At 70.2% G+C, this 19693-nt stretch carries 14 protein-coding genes; 6 read left to right on the top strand and 8 right to left on the bottom strand.

Going from position 1 to position 19693, the window contains the following annotated elements:
- Positions 1–6 precede the first annotated feature (6 nt).
- Together clpB and GNT64_RS15855 are read right to left on the bottom strand one after the other, a co-directional pair.
- Positions 7–2598, bottom strand: coding sequence for an ATP-dependent chaperone ClpB (clpB, locus tag GNT64_RS15860; protein WP_156680404.1), 2592 nt, complete (start codon positions 2596–2598; stop codon positions 7–9).
- A gap of 56 nt (positions 2599–2654) precedes the next feature.
- Positions 2655–3200, bottom strand: coding sequence for a DUF1003 domain-containing protein (locus GNT64_RS15855; RefSeq protein ID WP_156680403.1), 546 nt, complete (start codon positions 3198–3200; stop codon positions 2655–2657).
- Between the two features lie 100 nt (positions 3201–3300).
- Between GNT64_RS15855 and GNT64_RS15850 the strand changes: the two genes are divergently transcribed.
- The 3 genes from GNT64_RS15850 (at position 3301) to GNT64_RS15840 (ending at position 7317) form a co-directional block, all read left to right on the top strand.
- Complete coding sequence (locus GNT64_RS15850) at positions 3301–6192, top strand: M16 family metallopeptidase (protein WP_156680402.1); 2892 nt, start codon at positions 3301–3303, stop codon at positions 6190–6192.
- 27 nt (positions 6193–6219) lie between these two features.
- Positions 6220–6522, top strand: coding sequence for a hypothetical protein (locus GNT64_RS15845; protein ID WP_156680401.1), 303 nt, complete (start codon positions 6220–6222; stop codon positions 6520–6522).
- Between the two features lie 144 nt (positions 6523–6666).
- Positions 6667–7317: a S24 family peptidase gene (locus GNT64_RS15840; protein ID WP_156680400.1), complete on the top strand. Its 651-nt coding sequence runs from the start codon at positions 6667–6669 to the stop codon at positions 7315–7317.
- Positions 7318–7380: 63 nt separating this feature from the next.
- Here the strand turns inward: GNT64_RS15840 and GNT64_RS15835 are convergent, their stop codons facing one another.
- Positions 7381–8580, bottom strand: a complete 1200-nt coding sequence (locus GNT64_RS15835) for a phospholipase D-like domain-containing protein (RefSeq protein ID WP_156680399.1) — start codon at positions 8578–8580, stop codon at positions 7381–7383.
- A 44-nt stretch (positions 8581–8624) separates the two neighbouring features.
- Positions 8625–8855 (bottom strand): hypothetical protein, encoded by a 231-nt coding sequence (locus GNT64_RS15830; RefSeq protein WP_156680398.1) that lies wholly within the window; start codon positions 8853–8855, stop codon positions 8625–8627.
- A gap of 109 nt (positions 8856–8964) precedes the next feature.
- Between GNT64_RS15830 and GNT64_RS15825 the strand changes: the two genes are divergently transcribed.
- The 3 genes from GNT64_RS15825 to recQ all read left to right on the top strand — a co-directional run bounded on the left by GNT64_RS15825 (position 8965) and on the right by recQ (position 13058).
- Entirely contained in the window at positions 8965–10791 is a 1827-nt protein-coding gene (locus GNT64_RS15825) for an ABCB family ABC transporter ATP-binding protein/permease (RefSeq protein WP_156680397.1), read from the top strand.
- Between the two features lie 54 nt (positions 10792–10845).
- Positions 10846–11226 (top strand): PRC-barrel domain-containing protein, encoded by a 381-nt coding sequence (locus GNT64_RS15820; protein WP_156680396.1) that lies wholly within the window; start codon positions 10846–10848, stop codon positions 11224–11226.
- Positions 11227–11294: 68 nt separating this feature from the next.
- Positions 11295–13058, top strand: coding sequence for a DNA helicase RecQ (gene recQ, locus GNT64_RS15815; protein ID WP_156680395.1), 1764 nt, complete (start codon positions 11295–11297; stop codon positions 13056–13058).
- A gap of 12 nt (positions 13059–13070) precedes the next feature.
- Here recQ and GNT64_RS15810 read toward each other — a convergent pair whose 3' ends face one another.
- The 4 genes from GNT64_RS15810 to glpK all read right to left on the bottom strand — a co-directional run bounded on the left by GNT64_RS15810 (position 13071) and on the right by glpK (position 19659).
- Entirely contained in the window at positions 13071–14330 is a 1260-nt protein-coding gene (locus GNT64_RS15810) for a cell wall hydrolase (protein ID WP_156680394.1), read from the bottom strand.
- Positions 14331–14651: 321 nt separating this feature from the next.
- Positions 14652–16964, bottom strand: a complete 2313-nt coding sequence (locus GNT64_RS15805; protein ID WP_156680393.1) for an EAL domain-containing protein — start codon at positions 16962–16964, stop codon at positions 14652–14654.
- Between the two features lie 183 nt (positions 16965–17147).
- Positions 17148–18077 carry a LysR family transcriptional regulator gene (locus GNT64_RS15800; RefSeq protein WP_156680392.1) on the bottom strand — a complete coding sequence of 310 codons (930 nt, stop codon included), beginning with the start codon at positions 18075–18077 and terminating at the stop codon, positions 17148–17150.
- A 52-nt stretch (positions 18078–18129) separates the two neighbouring features.
- On the bottom strand, positions 18130–19659 hold the full coding sequence (glpK, locus tag GNT64_RS15795) for a glycerol kinase GlpK (RefSeq protein WP_156680391.1): 1530 nt from the start codon (positions 19657–19659) through the stop codon (positions 18130–18132).
- Positions 19660–19693: the final 34 nt, after the last annotated feature.

The following is a 19693-nucleotide window of genomic DNA, read 5'->3' as shown; positions in this document are numbered from 1 at the left end:
CGCGGCCTAGCCGCCGCCGGCGGTGATCCCCAGCGCCAGGGCGCCGTCGCCCTCGTCCACCGTCACCAGCGCGCCGTCGTGGATGTCGCCGCGCAGGATGGCGTCGGCCAGCGGATCCTGCAGATATTTCTGCACCGCCCGCTTCAACGGCCGCGCGCCGTACACCGGATCGTAGCCCACCCGGCCCAGCCACGCCCGCGCCGCATCCGTCAGCGACAGCGTGATCTTGCGATCGCGCAGCAGCCGGCCGACGCGGCCGACCTGGATGTCCACGATCGGCCCCATCGTCTCCTGCCCCAGCCGGTGGAACAGGATGATCTCGTCCAGCCGGTTCAGGAATTCCGGGCGGAAATGGGCGCGCACGACGTCCATCACCTGCGGCTCCACCGAGGACACGTCCTCGCCATCGGCCACGTTCGCCAGATACTGGCTGCCGAGATTGCTGGTCAGGATGATGAGCGTGTTCGAGAAATCCACCGTGCGGCCCTGCCCGTCGGTCAGGCGCCCGTCGTCGAGCACCTGGAGCAGCACGTTGAACACGTCGCCATGCGCTTTCTCCACCTCGTCGAACAGGATCACCTGATAGGGGCGGCGGCGCACGGCCTCGGTCAGCACGCCGCCCTCCTCGTAGCCGACATAACCGGGCGGGGCGCCGATCAGCCGCGCGACCGAATGCTTCTCCATGAACTCGCTCATGTCGATGCGCACCATCGCGGCGTCGTCGTCGAACAGGAAGCCGGCGAGCGCCTTGGTCAGCTCCGTCTTGCCGACGCCGGTCGGCCCGAGGAACAGGAAGCTGCCGAGCGGGCGGTTCGGATCCTGCAACCCGGCGCGCGCGCGGCGGACCGCGCGCGCGACGGCCGCCACCGCCGCCCGCTGGCCGATCACGCGCTTGCCGATGGTGGTTTCCATCGCCAGCAGCTTGTCGCGCTCGCCCTCCAGCATGCGATCGACCGGGATGCCGGTCCAGCGGCTGACGACGCCGGCGATGTCCTGCGCCGTCACCTCCTCGCGCAGCATCGCGCCGGCGGCGGCGGTCTGCGCCTCGGCGAGCTGGCGCTCCAGGCCCGGGATCACGCCGTAGCTGAGCTCCGACGCGCGGGCGAGATCGCCGCCGCGCTGCGCCTGCTCCACCTCCAGCCGCGCGGCGTCCAGCTGCTCCTTCAGCTTCGCCTCGGCGTTAATCTTCTCCTTCTCGGCCGTCCAGCGGGTGGTGAGCCCGGCCGACTCCTCCTCCAGCCCGGCGAGATCGGCTTCCAGGTTGGCCAGCCGATCCTTCGAAGCGGCGTCGCTTTCCTTCTTCAGCGCCTCGCGCTCGATCTTCAGCTGGATGATGCGGCGGTCGAGCGTCTCGATCTCCTCGGGCTTGCTCTCCACCTCCATGCGCAGGCGGCTGGCGGCCTCGTCCATCAGGTCGATCGCCTTGTCCGGCAGGAAGCGATCGGTGATGTAGCGGTTGCTGAGCGTGGCGGCCGCCACCAGCGCGCCATCGGTGATGCGCACGCCGTGGTGCAGCTCGTACTTCTCTTTCAGCCCGCGCAGGATGCTCACCGTATCCTCGACGGTGGGCTCCGCCACGAACACCGGCTGGAAGCGCCGCTGGAGCGCGGGATCCTTCTCGATATACTTGCGATACTCGTCCAGGGTGGTCGCGCCGACGCAGTGCAGCTCGCCGCGCGCGAGGGCGGGCTTGAGCAGGTTCGAGGCGTCCATCGCGCCTTCCGACTTGCCGGCGCCGATCAGCGTGTGCATCTCGTCGATGAACAGGATGATCTCGCCGGCGGCCTGCTTCACCTCGTCGAGCACGCCCTTCAGCCGCTCCTCGAACTCGCCGCGATATTTGGCGCCGGCGATCAGGCTGCCCATGTCGAGCGCCATCACCCGGCGATCCTTGATCCCGTCCGGCACGTCGCCGTTGACGATGCGCAGGGCGAGGCCCTCGGCGATCGCCGTCTTGCCGACCCCGGGCTCGCCGATCAGCACGGGGTTGTTCTTGGTGCGGCGGGCGAGCACCTGGATTGTGCGGCGGATCTCCTCGTCGCGGCCGATCACCGGATCGAGCTTGCCGGCGCGGCCCGCCTCGGTGAGGTCGCGGGCGAACTTCTTCAGCGCGTCGTAGCGATCCTCGGCGCCGGCGGTGTCGGCGGTGCGGCCCTGGCGCAGCTGGTTGATCGCGGCGTTCAGCCCCTCGGCGCGCACGCCGGCGGCGGCCAGCGCCCGGCCGGCGGCGGACGTGGTGGCGAGGGTGAGGGCCAGCAGCAGCCGCTCGACCGTGACGAAGCTGTCGCCGGCCTTCTGGGCGATCTGCTCGGCCGAATCGAGGATGCGGACCAGATCGTTGTCGATGCCGGGCGACGCCTGCGCGCCGCTGCCGGACACGGCCGGGATCTTCGCCAGCGCCGCGTCCGTCTCGCGCAGCGCCGTCTCGGGCGCGCCGCCGGCGGCGCGGATCAGCCCGCTCGCCATGCCCTGCTCGTCCTCCAGCAGCGCCTTCAGCAGATGTTCCGGCGCGATGCGCTGGTGGCTCATGCGGATCGCGACGGTCTGGGCGGACTGGAGGAAGCCCTTGGCGCGATCGGTGAATTTATCGAGGTTCATGGCACTCCCCTTCAACACCGCCGCGATATGGTGTTGCCTATTTGCAACACAAGGGGTCAGCTCCGCTTCGCGAGAAGCTCCATCATCGCATGCTGCTGCTGCGTCAGCGCCTCCAGATGCTCGATCCGGATCGCGTCGATCTTCTCGTGCAGGCGCATGATCTCCAGCTCGGCGCGGAGGTTCACCTCATAGTCGTGGCTCGCGGCCAGCCGGTCCTGCGCGGCCTGGCGGTTCTGGCTCATCATGATGACGGGCGCCTGCAGCGCGGCGATCATCGAGAGCATGAGGTTGAGGAAGATATAGGGATAGGGATCGAACTGCATGTGCCAGTGGGCCAGCACGTCGGTGTTCAGCAGCATCCACCCGATCAGCACCGCCATGAAGGTGAAGATGAACGCCCAGGAACCGCCGATCGCCGCCACCCGATCGGCGAGCCGGTCCCAGAAGGTCGAGACGGTCTCGGCCTGCTCGCCCACGTCGCGGCTGATGGGCTGGTTCTCGGCGAAGCTGTGCAGGACGCGCGTCTCCTCCCGATCCAGCGAGTCCGGCGCGCGGCCCAGATAATGCTTTGCCAGCGTGCTCACGTCCCGTTTGCGGCTCATATATCCTCCATGATCGGCCCGCCGGCGATATTGCCCGATCGCGCGTTAAGGCTACTATGCCGCATCAGGCACTGCCGCCGCTGTCTCCGGAAAGTCCCGCATGGTCCGTCCCTTCATCGTATCGCTTGCCGCCACCCTCCTCGCCACCTCCGCGCTGGCCGCGCCCGCGAAGATGGCGGAGCCGGCGCCCGTCGCCTCGCTGGTGCAGGCGGTGAAGATTCCGTACAGCCAGTTTACCCTGCCGAACGGCCTGCGCGTGATCGTGAGCGAGGATCGCAAGGCGCCCGTCGTCGCCGTGTCGGTATGGTATCATATCGGCTCCAAGGACGAGCCGAAGGGCAAGACCGGCTTCGCCCACCTGTTCGAGCATCTGATGTTCAACGGGTCCGAGAACGCCAACGACGACTTCTTCAAGCCGCTGGAGACGGTCGGCGCGACCGACTATAACGGCACGACCTGGTTCGACCGCACCAACTATTTCGAGACGGTGCCGACCGGCGCGCTCGATCTGGCGCTGTTCCTCGAATCGGATCGCATGGGCCATCTGCTGGGCGCGATCGACAAGACCAAGCTCGATAACCAGCGCGCGGTGGTGCAGAACGAGAAGCGGCAGGGCGACAACGAACCCTATGGCCTCGTCGAATATGCCCAGCTGAACACGCTGTTCCCGGAAGGGCATCCGTACCACCACTCGACCATCGGTTCGATGGCGGATCTGGACGCGGCCAGCCTGGAGGATGTGAAGAACTGGTTCCGCGCCCATTACGGGCCGAACAACGCCGTGCTGGTGCTGGCCGGCGACATCGACCGGAAGACGGCCGAGGCCAAGGTGAAGCAGTGGTTCGGCGCCATCCCGCGCGGACCCGAGACGGCGCGGCCGGAGGTGACGGTGCCGACGCTGCCGAAGCCCGTCGATCAGGTGATGAAGGACCGCGTGGCGACGACGCGGATCTACCGCAACTGGGTGGCGCCCGGCCTCAACGATCCGGACGCAGTGCCGCTGGACATCGCGCTGACGATCATCGGCGGCCTCTCCTCCTCCCGGCTCGACAACAGCCTAGTGCGCAAGGACAAGGTGGCCGTCAGCACCTCCGCCGGGCTGCAGGAGTTCGAGAAGATCTCGCTGATCGAGATCACCGCGAACGTGAAGCCGGGCGTCGACGCGGCGGGGGTGGCGACGAAGCTGGACGCGCAGATCGCCGCCTTCCTGAAGGACGGCCCCACTGCCGACGAGGTGAAGCGGGCGGCGACGCGCGAGGTGGCCGGGCGCATCTCCGGCCTGGAGTCGGTCGGCGGGTTCGGCGGCAAGGCCGTCACTCTGGCCGAAGGCGCGGTCTATTCGAACGATCCGGACAAATATGCCAAGGATCTGGCCGAATATGCCGCCGCCACGCCGCAGACGGTGCTGGCGGCGGCGCGCAAGTGGCTCGGCCGGCCGGTCTACCGGCTGACGGTGGAGCCCGGCGAGCGCAGCGCCGCCGACATGGCCGCCGCCGGCGGCGGCATGGCGCGTGGGCCGTTTTACTATCGCGATCCGAAGCAGGGCGGCGCCGCCGCACCCGCCGCGTCGATGGCCGCCCCTGTCGCGAAACCGGCGCCGCCACCGGCGCCGAAACAGGCGCCCGGCCCGTCCCGCACGGCGCCGCCGGTGCAGCCGATCGGCGACCTGGTGTTCCCCGCGATCGAGCGCGCGACACTTTCGAACGGGATCGAGGTGGTGCTGGCGCGGCGCACCACGGTGCCCACGGTGCGCGTCTCCGTGGCGTTCGACGCGGGCAACGCCGCCGATCCGAAGGCGAAGCTCGGCACCGAGGCGCTGACCGTGGCGCTGTTGGACGAGGGCACCACCACCCGCGATTCGATCCGCATCGCCGAGGAGCAGGAGCGGCTGGGCGCCACCATCTCCTCGGCCGCGGGCATGGACAGCACCTCCGTCAGCCTGTTCGCGCTGAAGCCCAACCTCGCCCCCTCGCTCGATCTGCTCGCCGACGTGATCCAGAACCCGTCGTTCAAGCCGGAGGAGGTGGAGCGCCTGCGCGGCCAGCTGCTCGCCCGCATCGCCGCCGAGAAGACGCAGCCGAACAGCATCGCGCTGCGCGAACTGCCGCCGCTGCTCTACGGCCCGGCCCACCCCTACGGCATCCCGTTCACCGGATCGGGAACGGAAGCGGGCATGAAGGCGGCGACGCGCGCCGACCTCGTCGCCTTCCAGCAGGCGTGGCTGCGGCCGGACAATGCGAAGATCTTCGTCGCGGGCGACATCACGCTGGCGGAACTGACGCCGCTGCTGGAGGCGCGCTTCGGCACGTGGAAGGCGCCGGCGGTGCCCAAGGGCACCAAGCTGTTCCGCCAGGACCGGATGGCGCGGCCCAGCCGGATCGTGCTGATCGACCGGCCGCAGAGCCCGCAGTCGCTGATCCTGGCGGGCGAGGTGCTGCCGGTGAAGGGCACCGACGATCCGATCGCGCTGATCACCGCCAACGAGGTGCTAGGCGGCAGCTTCACCTCGCGCCTCAACATGGATCTGCGCGAGGACAAGGGCTGGGCCTACGGCGTCGGCACGCAGGTGCGGATGGTGAAGGAGAATGCGCCGCTGATCGTCTACGCGCCGGTGCAGACCGATCGCACCGGCGATTCGATCAAGGCGATGCTGGCCGACATGAGCGCCTTCCTCTCCACCAAGGGCATCGATCCCGACGAGCGGGACCGGATGGTCAACAATTCGGTGCGGTCGCTGCCCGGCAGCTTCGAGACGTCGGGCGATCTGCTCGGCGCGATTATGCGCAACGCGCTCTACGGCCGGCCGGACGATTATTATACGCGCCTGGCGGATCGCTATCGCGCGCTGACGCCGGCGGCGCTGGATACGGCGGCGCGGGCGGCGATCGATCCCAAGCGGCTGATCTGGGTGGTGGTGGGCGATGCCGCCAAGGTGCGGCCGCAGCTTGACGGCGTCGGCCTTCCGGTCGAAGTGGTCAAGCCGAGCGATTGACGCTCGCGTAAAGCAGAGGACCGACACATGGCCGACGTCGACGGCACCTGGGATTGCGTGACCGCCTCGCCGATGGGCGAGCAGAAGACGGCGCTGACCGTGAACAGCGCCGGCACCACCTTCACCGGCGAGATTTCGGGCGCCCTGGGCACCCTGCCGGTGACGGACGGCACCGTGGACGGCGACACGATCGGCTGGGCCATGGAGGTGAAGATGCCGTTCCCGATGCGGCTGGACTGCAAGGCGACGATCGCCGGCGACAGCCTGGACGGCACCGTGACGGCCGGCGCTTTCGGCAGCTTCCCGATGACGGGCACCCGCCGGGCCTGATCCCCGCGAGACGCCGCCCGGGCCGCGCGATGCGAGCATCGCGGCCCGGGCGGCGTCGCGTGCGCGGCCGATGCTCTCGCCGCTCTTTACAATGTTCCCTGTTTGTTCGAAAATAGGCGGAGACCAGGGGAAAGTCTGCCGCCGATGCTCGCCACGCCGGAAACGCCACGGGCCGCGCTGCAGCGCCTGATTGAGGAACGGCGCGAGGATTATGCGGCCCTGTCGCGGATGCTGGGGCGCAACGCCGCCTATATCCAGCAGTTCATCAAGCGCGGCACTCCCCGGCGCCTGCACGAGCAGGATCGCGCGACGCTGGCGCGCTATTTCGGCGTGAGCGAGACGCTGCTCGGCGGCTCCGATCGGATCGCCGGCGCCGATCTGGTGCCCGTGCCGGTGCTGGCGGTGCACGCCTCCGCCGGCCACGGCGCGAACGTGGTCGGCGAGGAGCGGCTGGGCGCGGTCGCCTTCGATCCCGCCTGGCTGCGCCGGCTGACGAAGGGCGCCACGGACGGTCTCTCGATCATCCGGGTCAGCGGCGAATCGATGGCGCCGGCGCTGGCCGACGGCGACGAGGTGCTGGTCGACCGCCGCGACGGGGCCGAGCGGCTGCGCGACGGCATCTACGTGCTCCGCCTGGACGACAGCCTGATGATCAAGCGGCTGGCGCGCCAGCCGCAGGGCCGGCGCATCACGATCGGCAGCGACAATCCCGCCTTTCCGAGCTGGCAGGATGTCGACCCCGCCCGCATCGACATCCTCGGCCGGGTGCTGTGGTACGGCCGCACGCTGGCCTGACGCGGCCGCTCGCCGCCGTGGATCGGGCTTCCGGCCGGGTGCGGGCCGCGCCGGCCAAGCCGGCTATCGCCCGGTGCGGCTGCCGGCGACGGGCTGGCGATCCACCTCTCGGTCCATCACGACGAAGCGGCGCAGCAGGCGGGCGCTGAGCCCGGCGTCGGTGGAGGCGACGAGCAGCTCGTCGTTCAGCAGGCGCGAGTTGCGATTGAAGTTCAGGCTGCCGAAATAGGCGGTGCGGCGGCCGGCCTGCTCCAGCACGAAGAATTTCGCGTGCATCGGCAGCCCGTCCGCCGTGCGGAAGCGGCGGACGAGGACGCCGGCCCGTGTCAGCCGGTCGATCGCCCGCTGCGGCACGCGCCGCTCCGTATCGTGGACGATCAGGTCCAGCGTCGCGCCGCGTTCTGCCGCGTCGATCAGATTGCCCACCGTCTCGTTCTTCAGGTGGGAGACGGCGGCCCACAGATGATCGCCCGGGCCCAGCCGGTCGATCGCCTGCTCGACGATGTCGGCGCGCAGCCGGGGGTAGAAGTAGAGCGCCGTGTCACGATCGCGCACGATGCGGTTGTTCTCGATCGAGAAGCGGTCGACCGACCCGCCATTCTCCGCCAGCAGATGGACGTGGGCGACGAGCCGGTCGATCAGCGGCCGGCTGGCGATCTCCACCAGCAGATTGTGGCCGCGATCCTGATCGCCGATCTCGCGGATCGTGGCGGCATCGCCCCCGCCGCCGCCGGACGGGTTGAACGATCCGACGAGCGCCGAGGGCCTTGGATAGGAGAAGGCGTAGATCTTGATGTGCAGCTTGCCGCTGACCTCCTCGAACGGGAAGCCGGGCGGCCGGCGGACTACGAGGCCGCCGTGCAGGCTGTGCCGCCGCAGCATCGCCAGCACCTGATTGTTGGCGGTCTCCAGGCGGGGATCGCCTTCCACCACCAGAATCACCTTCACGCCGCGATCGCTGGCGGCGATCAGCGCGCGGGCCAGTTCCGGATCGAGGAAATAATAGGTCGCCCACGTGATCGCCTCGCCCGGCGGGGTGGCGCGAATGCGATCGAGCAGCACCTGCCGCAGCCGGCCGACCGGCTGGTCCGGCCCGCCGAAATAGACCGCCCCGATCGTCGGCCCGCGCGCGCCGGCGCTCACGTCGAGCACGGGTTCGGGCGTGCTGAGGTAGAGTTGCCAGCCGCCGACAAGGATTGCGACGGTCAGGAGGATCGGGGCCAGGATGCGAACGAGACGGCGGACGATGGATCGGTATGGCAAGAAAGAACTCTGTCTGATGCTCTACGTGGAGGAAGGCGGCGCGCTCAGCCGCGCGGCGGCTTCTCCTGCGCCACGGTGCGGAGCGTCGGGGCGGGCCGGCACTCGGCCGTCACTTCCGGAAAGGAGAGGTCGGTCGCGTCCATCAGCGCCTGGCCGACGGCGGCGGTACAGGCGTCCGCGCTGGCATAATGGGTGTCCATCACGCGCACCGGCTGACAGGCGCCGCCGGCGTCGCCGCAGCCGAGGATCGCCATGACATAGAATAACGGACCCATCGTCGCCCTCCCGCTCTTGCAGGATCAACCTAGCGAACGGCGATCCGGTTCCGGGTGACGCAGCGCACAGCATGGCGTTTCCGCGCAATCCTCCTATCTACAGGGGGATATGCCGCCCGATCGCCCGACCGCCACCGCCATGCCCGAGCAGGGCTTCGCCATCCTCCGCCGCTTCGTCCCCTATCTGTGGCCGGCCGATGCGCCGGCGCTGAAGGCGCGGGTGGCGGTATCGCTGCTGCTGGTGCTGGTGGCGAAGGCCACGGTGCTGGTGATGCCGTTCGCCTACAAGGCCGCGATCGATCGCATGACGCCGGGGGCCGAACCGGCGGTGATGCTGGCCGTGGCGCTGGTGGCGGCCTATGCCGGCGCGCGCTTCGGCGGCGTGCTGTTCGACAATCTGCGCAACACCATCTTCGAGCGGGTGGGGCAGGATGCCGCCCGCCGGCTGAGCGAGGACGTGTTCCGCCACCTGCACGCGCTCTCGCTGCGCTTCCACCTCAACCGGCGGACCGGCGCCGTGACCAAGGTGGTGGAGCGCGGCACCAAGAGCATCGACACGATGCTCTACTTCCTGCTGTTCAACATCGCGCCGACGATCATCGAGCTGACCGCCGTCTGCGTGATCTTCCTCGTGAAGTTCGGCTGGGGGCTGGTGGCGGCCACGCTGGTGATGGTCTGCGCCTATGTCGCCTTCACCCGCGTGGTGACGGACTGGCGGACGCGGATGCGCCGCGAGATGGTGGAGCACGATACCCACGCCGTCGCGCGCGCGGTCGATTCGCTCCTGAACTACGAGACGGTCAAATATTTCAGCGCGGAGGAGCGCGAGGCGCGCCGCTACGACGCGGCGGTGCGCAGCTACACCGATGCGGCGGTGAAGAATCAGGCGTCGCTCGGCGCGCTCAACATCGGCCAGTCGCTCATCACCAACCTGATGATGGCGGGCGCGATGGGCTATACCGTGTGGGGGTGGAGCCGCGGGATCTTCACCACGGGCGACGTGGTGCTGGTGAACACGCTGCTGGCCCAGCTCTTCCGGCCGCTCGACATGCTGGGCATGGTCTATCGCGAGATCCGCCAGGGGCTGATCGACATGGAGGCGATGTTCGGCCTGATCGACACGCCGACCGAGGTGTCCGACGCGGCCGACGCCGCGCCCCTGGCGGTGAGCGGCGGCGCGGTGCGGTTCGAGGGCGTGGACTTCGCCTACGATCCCGAGCGATCGATCCTGCGCGACGTGGATCTGGCGATCCCGGCCGGGCGGACGCTGGCGGTGGTCGGCCCGTCCGGCGCGGGCAAGTCCACCCTCGCGCGGCTGCTCTACCGCTTCTACGAGGTATCGGGCGGGCGCATCACGATCGACGGGCAGGACATTCGCGGCGTGACGCAGGCCTCCCTGCGCGCGCGGATCGGCATCGTGCCGCAGGATACCGTGCTGTTCAACGACACGATCGGCTACAATATCGGCTATGGCCGGGAAGGCGCGAGCCAGGCGGAGATCGAGGCGGCGGCGCGGGGGGCCGCGATCCACGACTTCATCCTCTCGCTGCCGCAGGGCTATGAGACGCGCGTCGGCGAGCGCGGGCTGAAGCTGTCCGGCGGGGAGAAGCAGCGCGTGGCGATCGCCCGCACCCTGCTCAAGAATCCGCCGATCCTGATCCTCGACGAGGCGACGTCCGCGCTGGACAGCCGCACCGAGGCGGCGATCCAGGACACGCTGGAGCGCATATCGGAGCGGCGGACCACGATCGTCATCGCTCACCGCCTCTCCACCGTGGTCCATGCCGACGAGATCGTCGTGCTGGAGGCGGGCCGCGTGGCGGAGCGCGGCACCCACGCGGCGCTGCTGGAGGCGCGCGGCCTCTACGCCGAGATGTGGACCCGCCAGCAGGCCGAGCGCGAGGCGGGCGTCGCCGAGGAGATGGCGGACGCGTGACGGGGGAACGACCGGCGCGACGGACGGTTTGCTTCCCCGAACAGGAGAAGCCGCATGTCCGATAAGCCAGACTCCGCCATCGAGCCCACCAACCTGCTGCTCGCCTCCAACAAGGTGGACGGAACCAAGGTGGTGACGCGCGACGGTGCGTCGCTGGGCAGCGTCCACAGCTTCATGATCAACAAGCGGACGGGGCAGGCGACCTACGCCGTGCTCAGCCTCGGTGGCTTCCTGGGGATGGGCAAGAGCTTCTATCCGCTGCCGTTCGAGAGCCTGGCCTACGATCATGTCGCCGACGGCTATGTCGTGACGATCGACAAGCGCCTGCTGGAGGGTGGGCCAAGCTGGGCGAGCAACGCGCCGGAGTTCAACCAGGCCTATGCCGATCGGGTCGCGAACTATTACGGCGTGGCGCCGGTCGACCTCTCGCTCTAGGGGCACCCGCCCGCGATGATGCGGGCGGGCGGGTGGTCCTGAGCCGCGCCAGCGGTTAACGCAGCGCGATGCCCACGCCCCACGAAGCTCTTCACACCACATTCGGCTATACCGACTTCCGCGGCCGCCAGCGCGACGTGATCGATCGCGTGATGGTCGGCGCGCACACCTTGGCCGTGATGCCGACGGGCGCCGGCAAGTCGCTGACCTACCAGATCCCGGCGCTGTGCCGCCCCGGCACCGGCCTCGTCATCTCGCCGCTGATCGCGCTGATGCACGATCAGGTGCGATCCGCCGAGGCGGTGGGCATCCGCGCCGCCGCCCTCACCTCCGCCGACGACAATCGCGACGAGACGCTCGCCCGCTTCCGCGCGGGCGAGCTGGACCTGCTCTACGCAGCGCCGGAGCGCGCCTCGACCGACGGTTTCCGCCGGCTGATCGATCGCGTGCCGCTCGCCCTGATCGCCATCGACGAGGCGCATTGCGTTTCCGAGTGGGGGCATGATTTCCGCCCCGACTATCGCCTGCTGCGCGGGCTGGTGGAGGCGCATCCGGAGATCCCGCGCCTGGCCCTCACCGCCACCGCCGATCGCCACACGCGGGCGGACATATTGGCGCAGCTGGGCATACCGGAGGAGGGGCTGGTGCTCGCCGGGTTCGACCGGCCGAACATCCGCTACGCCATCTCCCCACGAGACGGCCTGCCGCAGCAGTTGAAGGCGCTGGTGCGCGAGCATCCCGGCCCCGGCATCGTCTACGCGCCCAGCCGCGACGCCACCGAGCGGCTGGCCGCCACCTTGGCCGAGGCGGGGCGGCCGGCGCGCGCCTATCATGCCGGGCTCGATGCCGCCGTGCGGGCGCGCAACCAGCGCGATTTCGTCGCGTCGGAGGATATGGTGATGTGCGCCACGATCGCCTTCGGCATGGGCATCGACAAGCCGGACGTGCGCTTCGTCGCCCATGCCGGCCTGCCCAAATCGATCGAGGCCTATTATCAGGAGACCGGCCGCGCCGGCCGCGACGGCGACCCGGCTGTGGCCCACCTGTTCTGGGGGGCGGACGATTTCAGCCGCGCCCGCCGCCGGATCTCCGAGGAGGTGGGCGCGGACCGGCAGGAGGGTGAGCGGCAGCGGCTGAACGCGCTGGGCGCGCTGGTGGAGGCGGCGACGTGCCGCCGCGCGATCCTGCTGCGCCACTTCGGCGAGGATCCGCCGGAGCGGTGCGGCAATTGCGACAATTGCCTGAGCCCGCCCGCCTCGCTGGATGCCACGGAGGCGGCGCGCAAGCTGCTCTCCGCCGCCTTCCGCACCGAGATGCGCTTCGGCATCACCCATCTGGCCGACGTGCTGGCGGGCCGGGATACCGAGAGGGTGCGCCAGTTCGGCCACGACAAGCTCTCCGTGTTCGGCATCGCCGACGAGACGGAGCTGCGCCTGGTCAAGCCGGTCGCGCGGGCGCTGCTGGCGCGCGATGCGCTGCGCGCGGACGAGTTTGGCGGCCTCTCCTTCGGGCCGGCGGCGCGCGCCATCCTGAAGGGCGAGGTGCCGGTGGCGATCGTCAAGCCGCCGGCGCGCAGCACCGCCAAGCGACGCGGCGGCACCGACGACGGGCCGGCCGACCCGCTGTTCGAGGCGCTGCGCGCGACCCGCCGGGAGATCGCGAAGGAGCAGGGCGTGCCGCCCTACGTCGTGTTCCACGATGCCACGCTGCGCGAGATGGCGGCGTTCCGCCCGGGCTCGCTGCACGCGCTCGGCCAGATCAGCGGCGTCGGCGCGCGCAAGCTGGACGCCTATGGCGACGCCTTCCTCGCCGCCATCCGGAACCACGGATAGGCGCGCGCCGACTCAGCCGACTGGCGGGGTGGCCGGGGTGGATGTCGGCGCGGTGGTCTCCGGCTCCGTGCCGGGCAGGCACTGCTCCCGGTTATCGCGGGTGAACTGGCGGCAGTTCCAATAGGCGTCCTCGCGCCCGCTCGCCGTCTTCCGGTAGAGGAAGGCGGCGGCGCGCATCGCCGGCATCGGCACCGGCAGCGCGTGCGGGATGCGATCGGGCCGCGTCCAGCCCGTTACCGTGCAGGCCGGCTTGTCCCGGCAGATCGCCAGCGCCACGATCGCATAGCTGCCGGGAAAGGCGGCGGGATCGAGCTGGAGGCCGTATTCAGCCCGCTCGGCGTCCATCAGCCGCACGATCGCGCCCTTCAGCGCCGCCGTCGGCAAACCGGGGATGAACAGGGTCTCGCGCTCCGGCGGCAGCGCGGCGAAGGCGGCGAGCGCGCCGGGTGCCGCCGGCGCGCCGGGCGGCGCCAGTGCCGGATCGGCCGCCCAGGCGATGCGCGGATCGAGCGGTTCCGGACCCTGATAGGCGCGGACGAGGGCGGCGGGCCGGCCCCACCCGCCGCGCCAGCGGAAGAACAGGTGGGTGTGGACCTGCGCGATCTTGTCCAGCGTCGCGCTCCAGTACGGCACCACCCAGTCGGTATGGTAGTGCGTCGCCGTGCCCACCGGCTTGTAGACGAAGCCGTCCAGCGCCTTGGCCGCCACGCCGCGCGCCGCCTGCCACGCCGGTGGCGCCGGCCGGCGGGCGAGCGCGCCATCGCAGGTGAAGGTGAACTGGCAGCCGGTGCGCCGCTCCGCCCCCTGGAACACCACGCCGCAGATCGATTTGGGATAGGCCGGGTGGCGCAGCCGGTTCAGCACCACCTGCGCCACCGCCTGCTGGCCGACCGGATCGTTGCCGGCCTCGTACCACAGGGCGCTGGCGAGGCAGGCGAGCGCGCGCTCGCGCTCGGCCGGGTCGCCCGTGAAGCGGAACGGGGGCGCGGGCGGCACCGGGCCGGCGACGAACGGCACGGCGGCGTTGATCCGTCGCGCGGCATCCGGCGTCATCTCGCGCACGATCAGCGGCTCGACGGCGGGCAGCGGCCCGGCCGGGGCGGGGGCATTCGCGCTAACCGGCGGCGGCCGGCGCTCGGCTCGACCGGTCGGGCGGAGGGTGCCGATCGCCGCCAGCAGCAAGGCGAGGCCGCACAGCAGCAGGATCGCGCCGGCCAGGGCGGAACGCCATGAGCCCGGCGCCAGGCGCGTGATGCGGGAATGGGCTGGCAAAGCGGGCGTGCGCTATCAGCTGGCCGATAGCCGCGCAAGCGATGCGGGCGGCACATGGCGGGCAAAGAAAAGCCCCGGCGAGGCGGGGCTTTTCGCGCGAAGATCAAGAGGGGCGATCAGCCCCAGTCGGCACCGCCGAACAGCCAATCCCAGAAGTTGAACCGGATAGCCTGACCGTTGATGACGGGTGTGTGACGACGAACCTGCCTGATGGTGTTCATTGCGACCCTCCTGTTCGGTCGGCCGCGACCAGCCGACAGGAGCGTCATTAACGCAGTTGACTAAGGTTAACAATAGATGGTTAACGCAAGGTGAAGATTTTCATGCCGCCTGCTCCATCCGGCGGTTCCGCAGCAGATCTACCAGTACCGGCAGCGGGTTGGGCCGGCCGGTGAAGTAGCCCTGCACGTAATCGCACTGCATCAGCTTCAATTCGTTCAGCGTGGCCGCCGTCTCGACACCCTCCGCCACCACCTTGCGGCCGAGCGAGTGGGCGAGCTGGATCGTGGAATGGACCATGATCCGGTCGCTCTGCGATTTCTCCAGCATGCTGATGAAACTGCGATCGATCTTGATTTCACCGGCCGGGATCATGCGCAGATATTCGAGCGTCGAGAAGCCGGTGCCGTAATCGTCGATCGAAAGCTGCACGCCCAGCGCGCTCAGCGACTTCAGGTTGAGCAGCGCCTTCTCCTGATCGACCATCGCCATCGTCTCGGTGACTTCCAGACACAGCAGATGGCCGGGCAGCCGGTGGCGGGCGAGCACCTCTTCCACCATCGCGGCCAGATCCGGCCGGTCGAGCAGGCGCGGCGAGAGGTTCACGGCGACGCTGAAGCCCCGGTAGGTGCGGTTTATCATCGCCGCCGTGGCCACGGCCGTATCCAGCACGTGCGCCGTCAGCCTGTCGATACGGCCGCTGCGCTCGGCCGCGGCGATGAACTGGATCGGCGGGATGTCGCCCTTGTCCGGATGGGTCCACCGCGCCAGCGCCTCGACGCCGACGATGCGCCCGGTATCGAGCGCGATCTTCGGCTGGTAGGCGAGCCAGATCTCGCCATTGTCGATCGCCTGATCCAGCCGGGCGAGCAGCGACATGCGCCACTCGGCATCCTCCAGCGCCGCCGGATCGTAGGTCATCCAGCGCTGCCCCTCGCTCGCCGCCCGGTCCGCCGCGACCAGCGCGGAGGAGACGCGCTGCATCACCGTGCGGGAGCGATCATTGTCCAGGCCGAAGCTGATCGAGAGATCGACGAGCCGGTCGGCGACGATCACCGGGCTGCGGAACAGGGCGTGCAGCGCGCCGAGCTGATCGGACAGGCCCTCGGTGTCGCTACCGTCGTCCAGCCACAGGAAGATGCCGTCGTCCGAATGGTAGATGGTGGCTCCACCCGCGCCGAAGCCCAGCCGCTTGACGATCTGGTTCACCATGTCCCGCTCCGAATCGGGCGGCAGCGCGGTCAGCGCCTCGGCGAAGTTCAGGATGCGCGCCATGACGACCGTGTTGGTGGAGACGATCGCCGCCTGCCGCAGCGCCTGCAGGTTGGGCAGGCCGGAGATCGGGTTCGTCGTGCCGCGCGCCTGGTACGATCGGCGGAAGTTCGTCCACAGCCGCGCGCCGGCGACGATGGCCAGCAGCGAGAGGCCGGGCGTGATCGCGGTGAAGATGTGGAACCGTTCCAGCACGATCGGCACGATCAGCAGCATAAGCGCCCCCGCCGCCAGCACGGTGCGCGCGGCGGCCCGGTGGCGGGCGAACAGGAACAGGCCGGCCACCAGCGCGGCGAAGGCGATCGTCCACGGCCAGCCGAGCGCAACCGGCCGGCCGCCGCGCAGCGTCTCGATCGCCACCGCATGCACGAAGATGCCCGGCGCGAGACCGTAGCCGGGGGCGAAGTAACGCTGGCTGGCCGACGAGGTCTGGCCGATCAGCACGTCCTTGCCGGCAACATCGGCCGGTCGCCAGCGACCCGCGACGATGTCGGCGGCGCTGATCACCGGGATCGATCGCAGGTCGATCGCATAGTCGATCGGGTAGAGATCGCCGGGCTGGCCGGCCACGCCGCCGAGCAGCGCGGCGAGCGAGGGCAGCACCGCCCCTTGGCTCGAAACGGCATAGGGCATGTACCAGACGTTGCCGCCGCGCTGCACCCAGATGTTGGTGTTGGCGATGGTGGCGAATCGCGCCAGCGATGCCGGCGGACGCATGTACGACGGCTGGCCGGTGACGTGATCGACGGCGAATCGCGCCGGCAGGATCACCCTGCCTTGTGCGGCCCGCATCGCCACCGGCAGGCTGGCGTCGCCGGCGGACCGGCCGGCCGAGAGATCGAGGTCGATCTCCACCCGCCGGGCGCCCGCCGCGGTCAGGCGGGTGAGCATCGTCGCCACGGCGGCGTGCGGCCACGGCGCCTCGCCGATCTCGGCCAGGCTGCGATCGTCCAGCGCGACGACGACCACCGAACCGCTGGCCGGGTGGCTGCGGATCTTGTCGCGCAGCACGCGGATGCCGGTCTCGATCGGATCGAGCAGCATCAGCATGCTGAGGACGCAGGCGACGCCGATCGCCAGCGCGAGAAGCCGCGCATTCAGCCTGGTGGAACCGGTCCGGCGGGGGGGCGGGGATGCTGGCATGGCGTATGGGTCGCATCGCTCATGCCACCAGCAACTTACCAAAGAGAAAACGACCGACTTTTCGGCGTGGCCATGCGCGGCGGCGAAGTCGCGGAGCCGACATGTCGGCGACAGGGTACGCCTATTCGGCGATAGTCGCCCCGGACGGAGAGTAGAGCGGCACGGTTTTACGACCCGGCGGCCTCATACATCTGCCATGCCGGGCGTGTCGCCATCCTGCCGGCCGCGTTCGATGAACTGGCGCAGCAGCCAGCCCGCCGCCGGCCCCGGCGGCACGTCCCGCCGCCATATGCCGGAGAAGCGGTAGAGGCCGCCCGTCTGCTCCGGCAGCTCCAGCCGCACGAGCGTGCCGGCGACTAGATCCGGCTCGATCAGGCCCAGCGGCATGTTGCCCCAGCCGATCCCCTCGCGCAGCAGCGCATGCTTGGCGCCGAGATCGGCCAGCCGCCAGGTGCGCGGGCTCATCACCGAGAAGTCGCGGCCCGTCGTCAGCGGCGAGCGATCGGTCAGCACCAGCTGGACATGGTCGCGCGTCGCGCCCGGAGCGATCGGCGCCATGCGGGCGAGCGGATGATCGGGCGCCGCCACCGGCACCATCGCCACCAGCCCGGCCGCCACCGCCTCGATCTCCGCCGTGCCGATCGCCAGCGGGCCGGAGATGCCGATAACCGCCTTGCCGTCCAGCACCAGCGCCGTCACCGCGCCCAGCGCCTCGACGTGCAGGCGCAAGGTGACGGTGGGAAAGGCGGCGGCGAAATCGCGCAGCACCCGCCCCAGCCGGGGCGCCGGCAGCATCACGTCCACCGCCAGGTTCACCTCCGCCTCCAGCCCGTCCAGCAGCCCCTTCACCGTGGCGCGGAGGCCATCGACGCCCTGCGCCACGGCGCGCGCCTCCGCCAGCACCGCGCGCCCGGCCTCCGTCAGGGTCGGCCGGCGCGTGCCGGCGCGATCGAACAGCGGCACGCCGAGCTGCGCTTCCAGATTGGCGATGCCGTAGCTGACGACGGAGACGGCGCGGTTCAGCCGCCGCCCGGCGGCCGCGAAGCTGCCGCAATCGACGATCGCCAGGAACAGGCGCAGCTGATCGAGCGTCGGCGTGCCCGGTATGTTCATGCGGCCCTCCGGCGGTGCGGCCCGCGATCCCATCCCCACGCGGGCGCGCGTGTCAACGGTGCGGCGAAGTCTCCGCCGCAGCCCCCGCCGCCGCACCCGTCAGCGTCTTCGCGACGGCGTCCTGCCAGCCGGCGATCAGCGTGTCGCGCCGCGCGGCGTCCATCTGCGGCTCGAAGCAGTCGCCGCGCGCCCAGGTCTTCGCCAGCGCGTCCAGATCGGGCCACAGGCCGACGGCCAGGCCCGCGTGGAAGGCGGCGCCCAGCGCCGTCGTCTCCAGGTGCACCGGCCGCTCCACTGCCACGCCGAGCAGGTCGGCGAGGAACTGGCACAGCCAGTCGTTCGCGGCCATGCCGCCATCCACCCGCATCGTGGCGAACGCCTCCGCCCCGTCGGCGATCATCGCATCGGCGAGATCGAGCGTCTGATAGCCCACCGCCTCCAGCGCCGCGCGCGCCAGATGCGCCTGTGTCGCGCCGAAGGTGAGGCCGAAGATGGCGCCGCGCGCATCCGGATCCCAGTGCGGCGCGCCCAGCCCGACGAAGGCGGGCACCATGTAGACGCCGTGGCTGTCCGGCACCTGCGTCGCCATGTCGTTCGTCTCGCGCGCGTGGGTGATCACGCCGATGCCGTCGCGCAGCCACTTCACGGCGGCGCCGGCGGCGAAGATCGATCCCTCCAGCGCGTAGGTCATGCGCCCGTTCAGCCGGTAGGCCGGCGTGGTGAGCAGGCGGTGGGCCGATGCCACCGGCGCCTCGCCGGTGTTCAGCAGCACGAAGCAGCCGGTGCCGTAGGTCGATTTGGCCATGCCGGCGGTGAAGCACGCCTGGCCGAACAGCGCCGCCTGCTGATCGCCGACCATGCCGGCAACGGGTATCGCGGCGTCGAACAGCCCGTCCGCCGTGGTGCCGAACAGGTGGCTGTTGTCGTGCACCGCCGGCAGCAGCGCGGCGGGTATGCCGAACAGGCGGCACAGCGCCTCGTCCCATTGCTGCGCGTGGATGTCGAACAGCAGGGTGCGGCTGGCGTTGGTGACGTCCGTCGCGTGCACGGCGCCGCCGGTGAGGCGCCACAGCAGGAAGCTGTCGATCGTGCCGAAGGCCAGCTCGCCGCGTTCGGCGCGGTCGCGCGCGCCGGGCACCGCATCCAGGATCCAGGCGAGCTTCGTCGCGGAGAAATAGGGATCGAGGAGCAGGCCGGTCTTCTCGCGCACCATGGCCTCGTGCCCGTCCGCCTTCAGCCGGGCGCAAACGGAGGCGGTCCGCCGATCCTGCCAGACGATCGCCGGGTGGATCGCGGCGCCGGTCGCGCGATCCCACACCACCACCGTCTCGCGCTGGTTGGTGATGCCGATGCCGGCGATGCCGGCCGCGCCGACGCCGCTTGTCGCGATCGCCTCGCGCGCGGTCGCCAGCGTGTCGCGCCAGATATCCTCCGGATCATGTTCCACCCAGCCGGGGCGGGGATAATGCTGGGCGAACTCGGCCTGCGCCACGGCGACGGGCCTCGCCGCGTGATCGAAGACGATCGCCCGCGTGGAGGTTGTCCCCTGATCGATCGCGAGGATGTGGGTGGGCTCGGCCATGCGCGCGTCTCTCCTCTGCCGTCTTCCTGGGTCC

It is taken from the genome of Sphingomonas profundi, from assembly GCF_009739515.1.
GTDB classification, from domain to species: domain Bacteria; phylum Pseudomonadota; class Alphaproteobacteria; order Sphingomonadales; family Sphingomonadaceae; genus Alterirhizorhabdus; species Alterirhizorhabdus profundi.
Note: the sequence above shows the minus strand (reverse complement) of the source record. Positions and strands in the feature narration are given on the sequence as shown.

Bases quoted from the DNA above. Each gene is read 5' to 3' on its own strand.
- GNT64_RS15850 (WP_156680402.1), top strand. From the start codon at position 3,301: ATGGTCCGTCCCTTCATCGTATCGCTTGCCGCCACCCTCCTCGCCACC.
- GNT64_RS15845 (WP_156680401.1), top strand. From the start codon at position 6,220: ATGGCCGACGTCGACGGCACCTGGGATTGCGTGACCGCCTCGCCGATG.
- GNT64_RS15855 (WP_156680403.1), bottom strand. From the start codon at position 3,200: ATGAGCCGCAAACGGGACGTGAGCACGCTGGCAAAGCATTATCTGGGC.
- GNT64_RS15820 (WP_156680396.1), top strand. From the start codon at position 10,846: ATGTCCGATAAGCCAGACTCCGCCATCGAGCCCACCAACCTGCTGCTC.
- glpK (WP_156680391.1), bottom strand. From the start codon at position 19,659: ATGGCCGAGCCCACCCACATCCTCGCGATCGATCAGGGGACAACCTCC.
- GNT64_RS15825 (WP_156680397.1), top strand. From the start codon at position 8,965: ATGCCGCCCGATCGCCCGACCGCCACCGCCATGCCCGAGCAGGGCTTC.
- GNT64_RS15840 (WP_156680400.1), top strand. From the start codon at position 6,667: ATGCTCGCCACGCCGGAAACGCCACGGGCCGCGCTGCAGCGCCTGATT.
- recQ (WP_156680395.1), top strand. From the start codon at position 11,295: ATGCCCACGCCCCACGAAGCTCTTCACACCACATTCGGCTATACCGAC.
- clpB (WP_156680404.1), bottom strand. From the start codon at position 2,598: ATGAACCTCGATAAATTCACCGATCGCGCCAAGGGCTTCCTCCAGTCC.
- GNT64_RS15830 (WP_156680398.1), bottom strand. From the start codon at position 8,855: ATGGGTCCGTTATTCTATGTCATGGCGATCCTCGGCTGCGGCGACGCC.
- GNT64_RS15805 (WP_156680393.1), bottom strand. From the start codon at position 16,964: ATGCCAGCATCCCCGCCCCCCCGCCGGACCGGTTCCACCAGGCTGAAT.
- GNT64_RS15800 (WP_156680392.1), bottom strand. From the start codon at position 18,077: ATGAACATACCGGGCACGCCGACGCTCGATCAGCTGCGCCTGTTCCTG.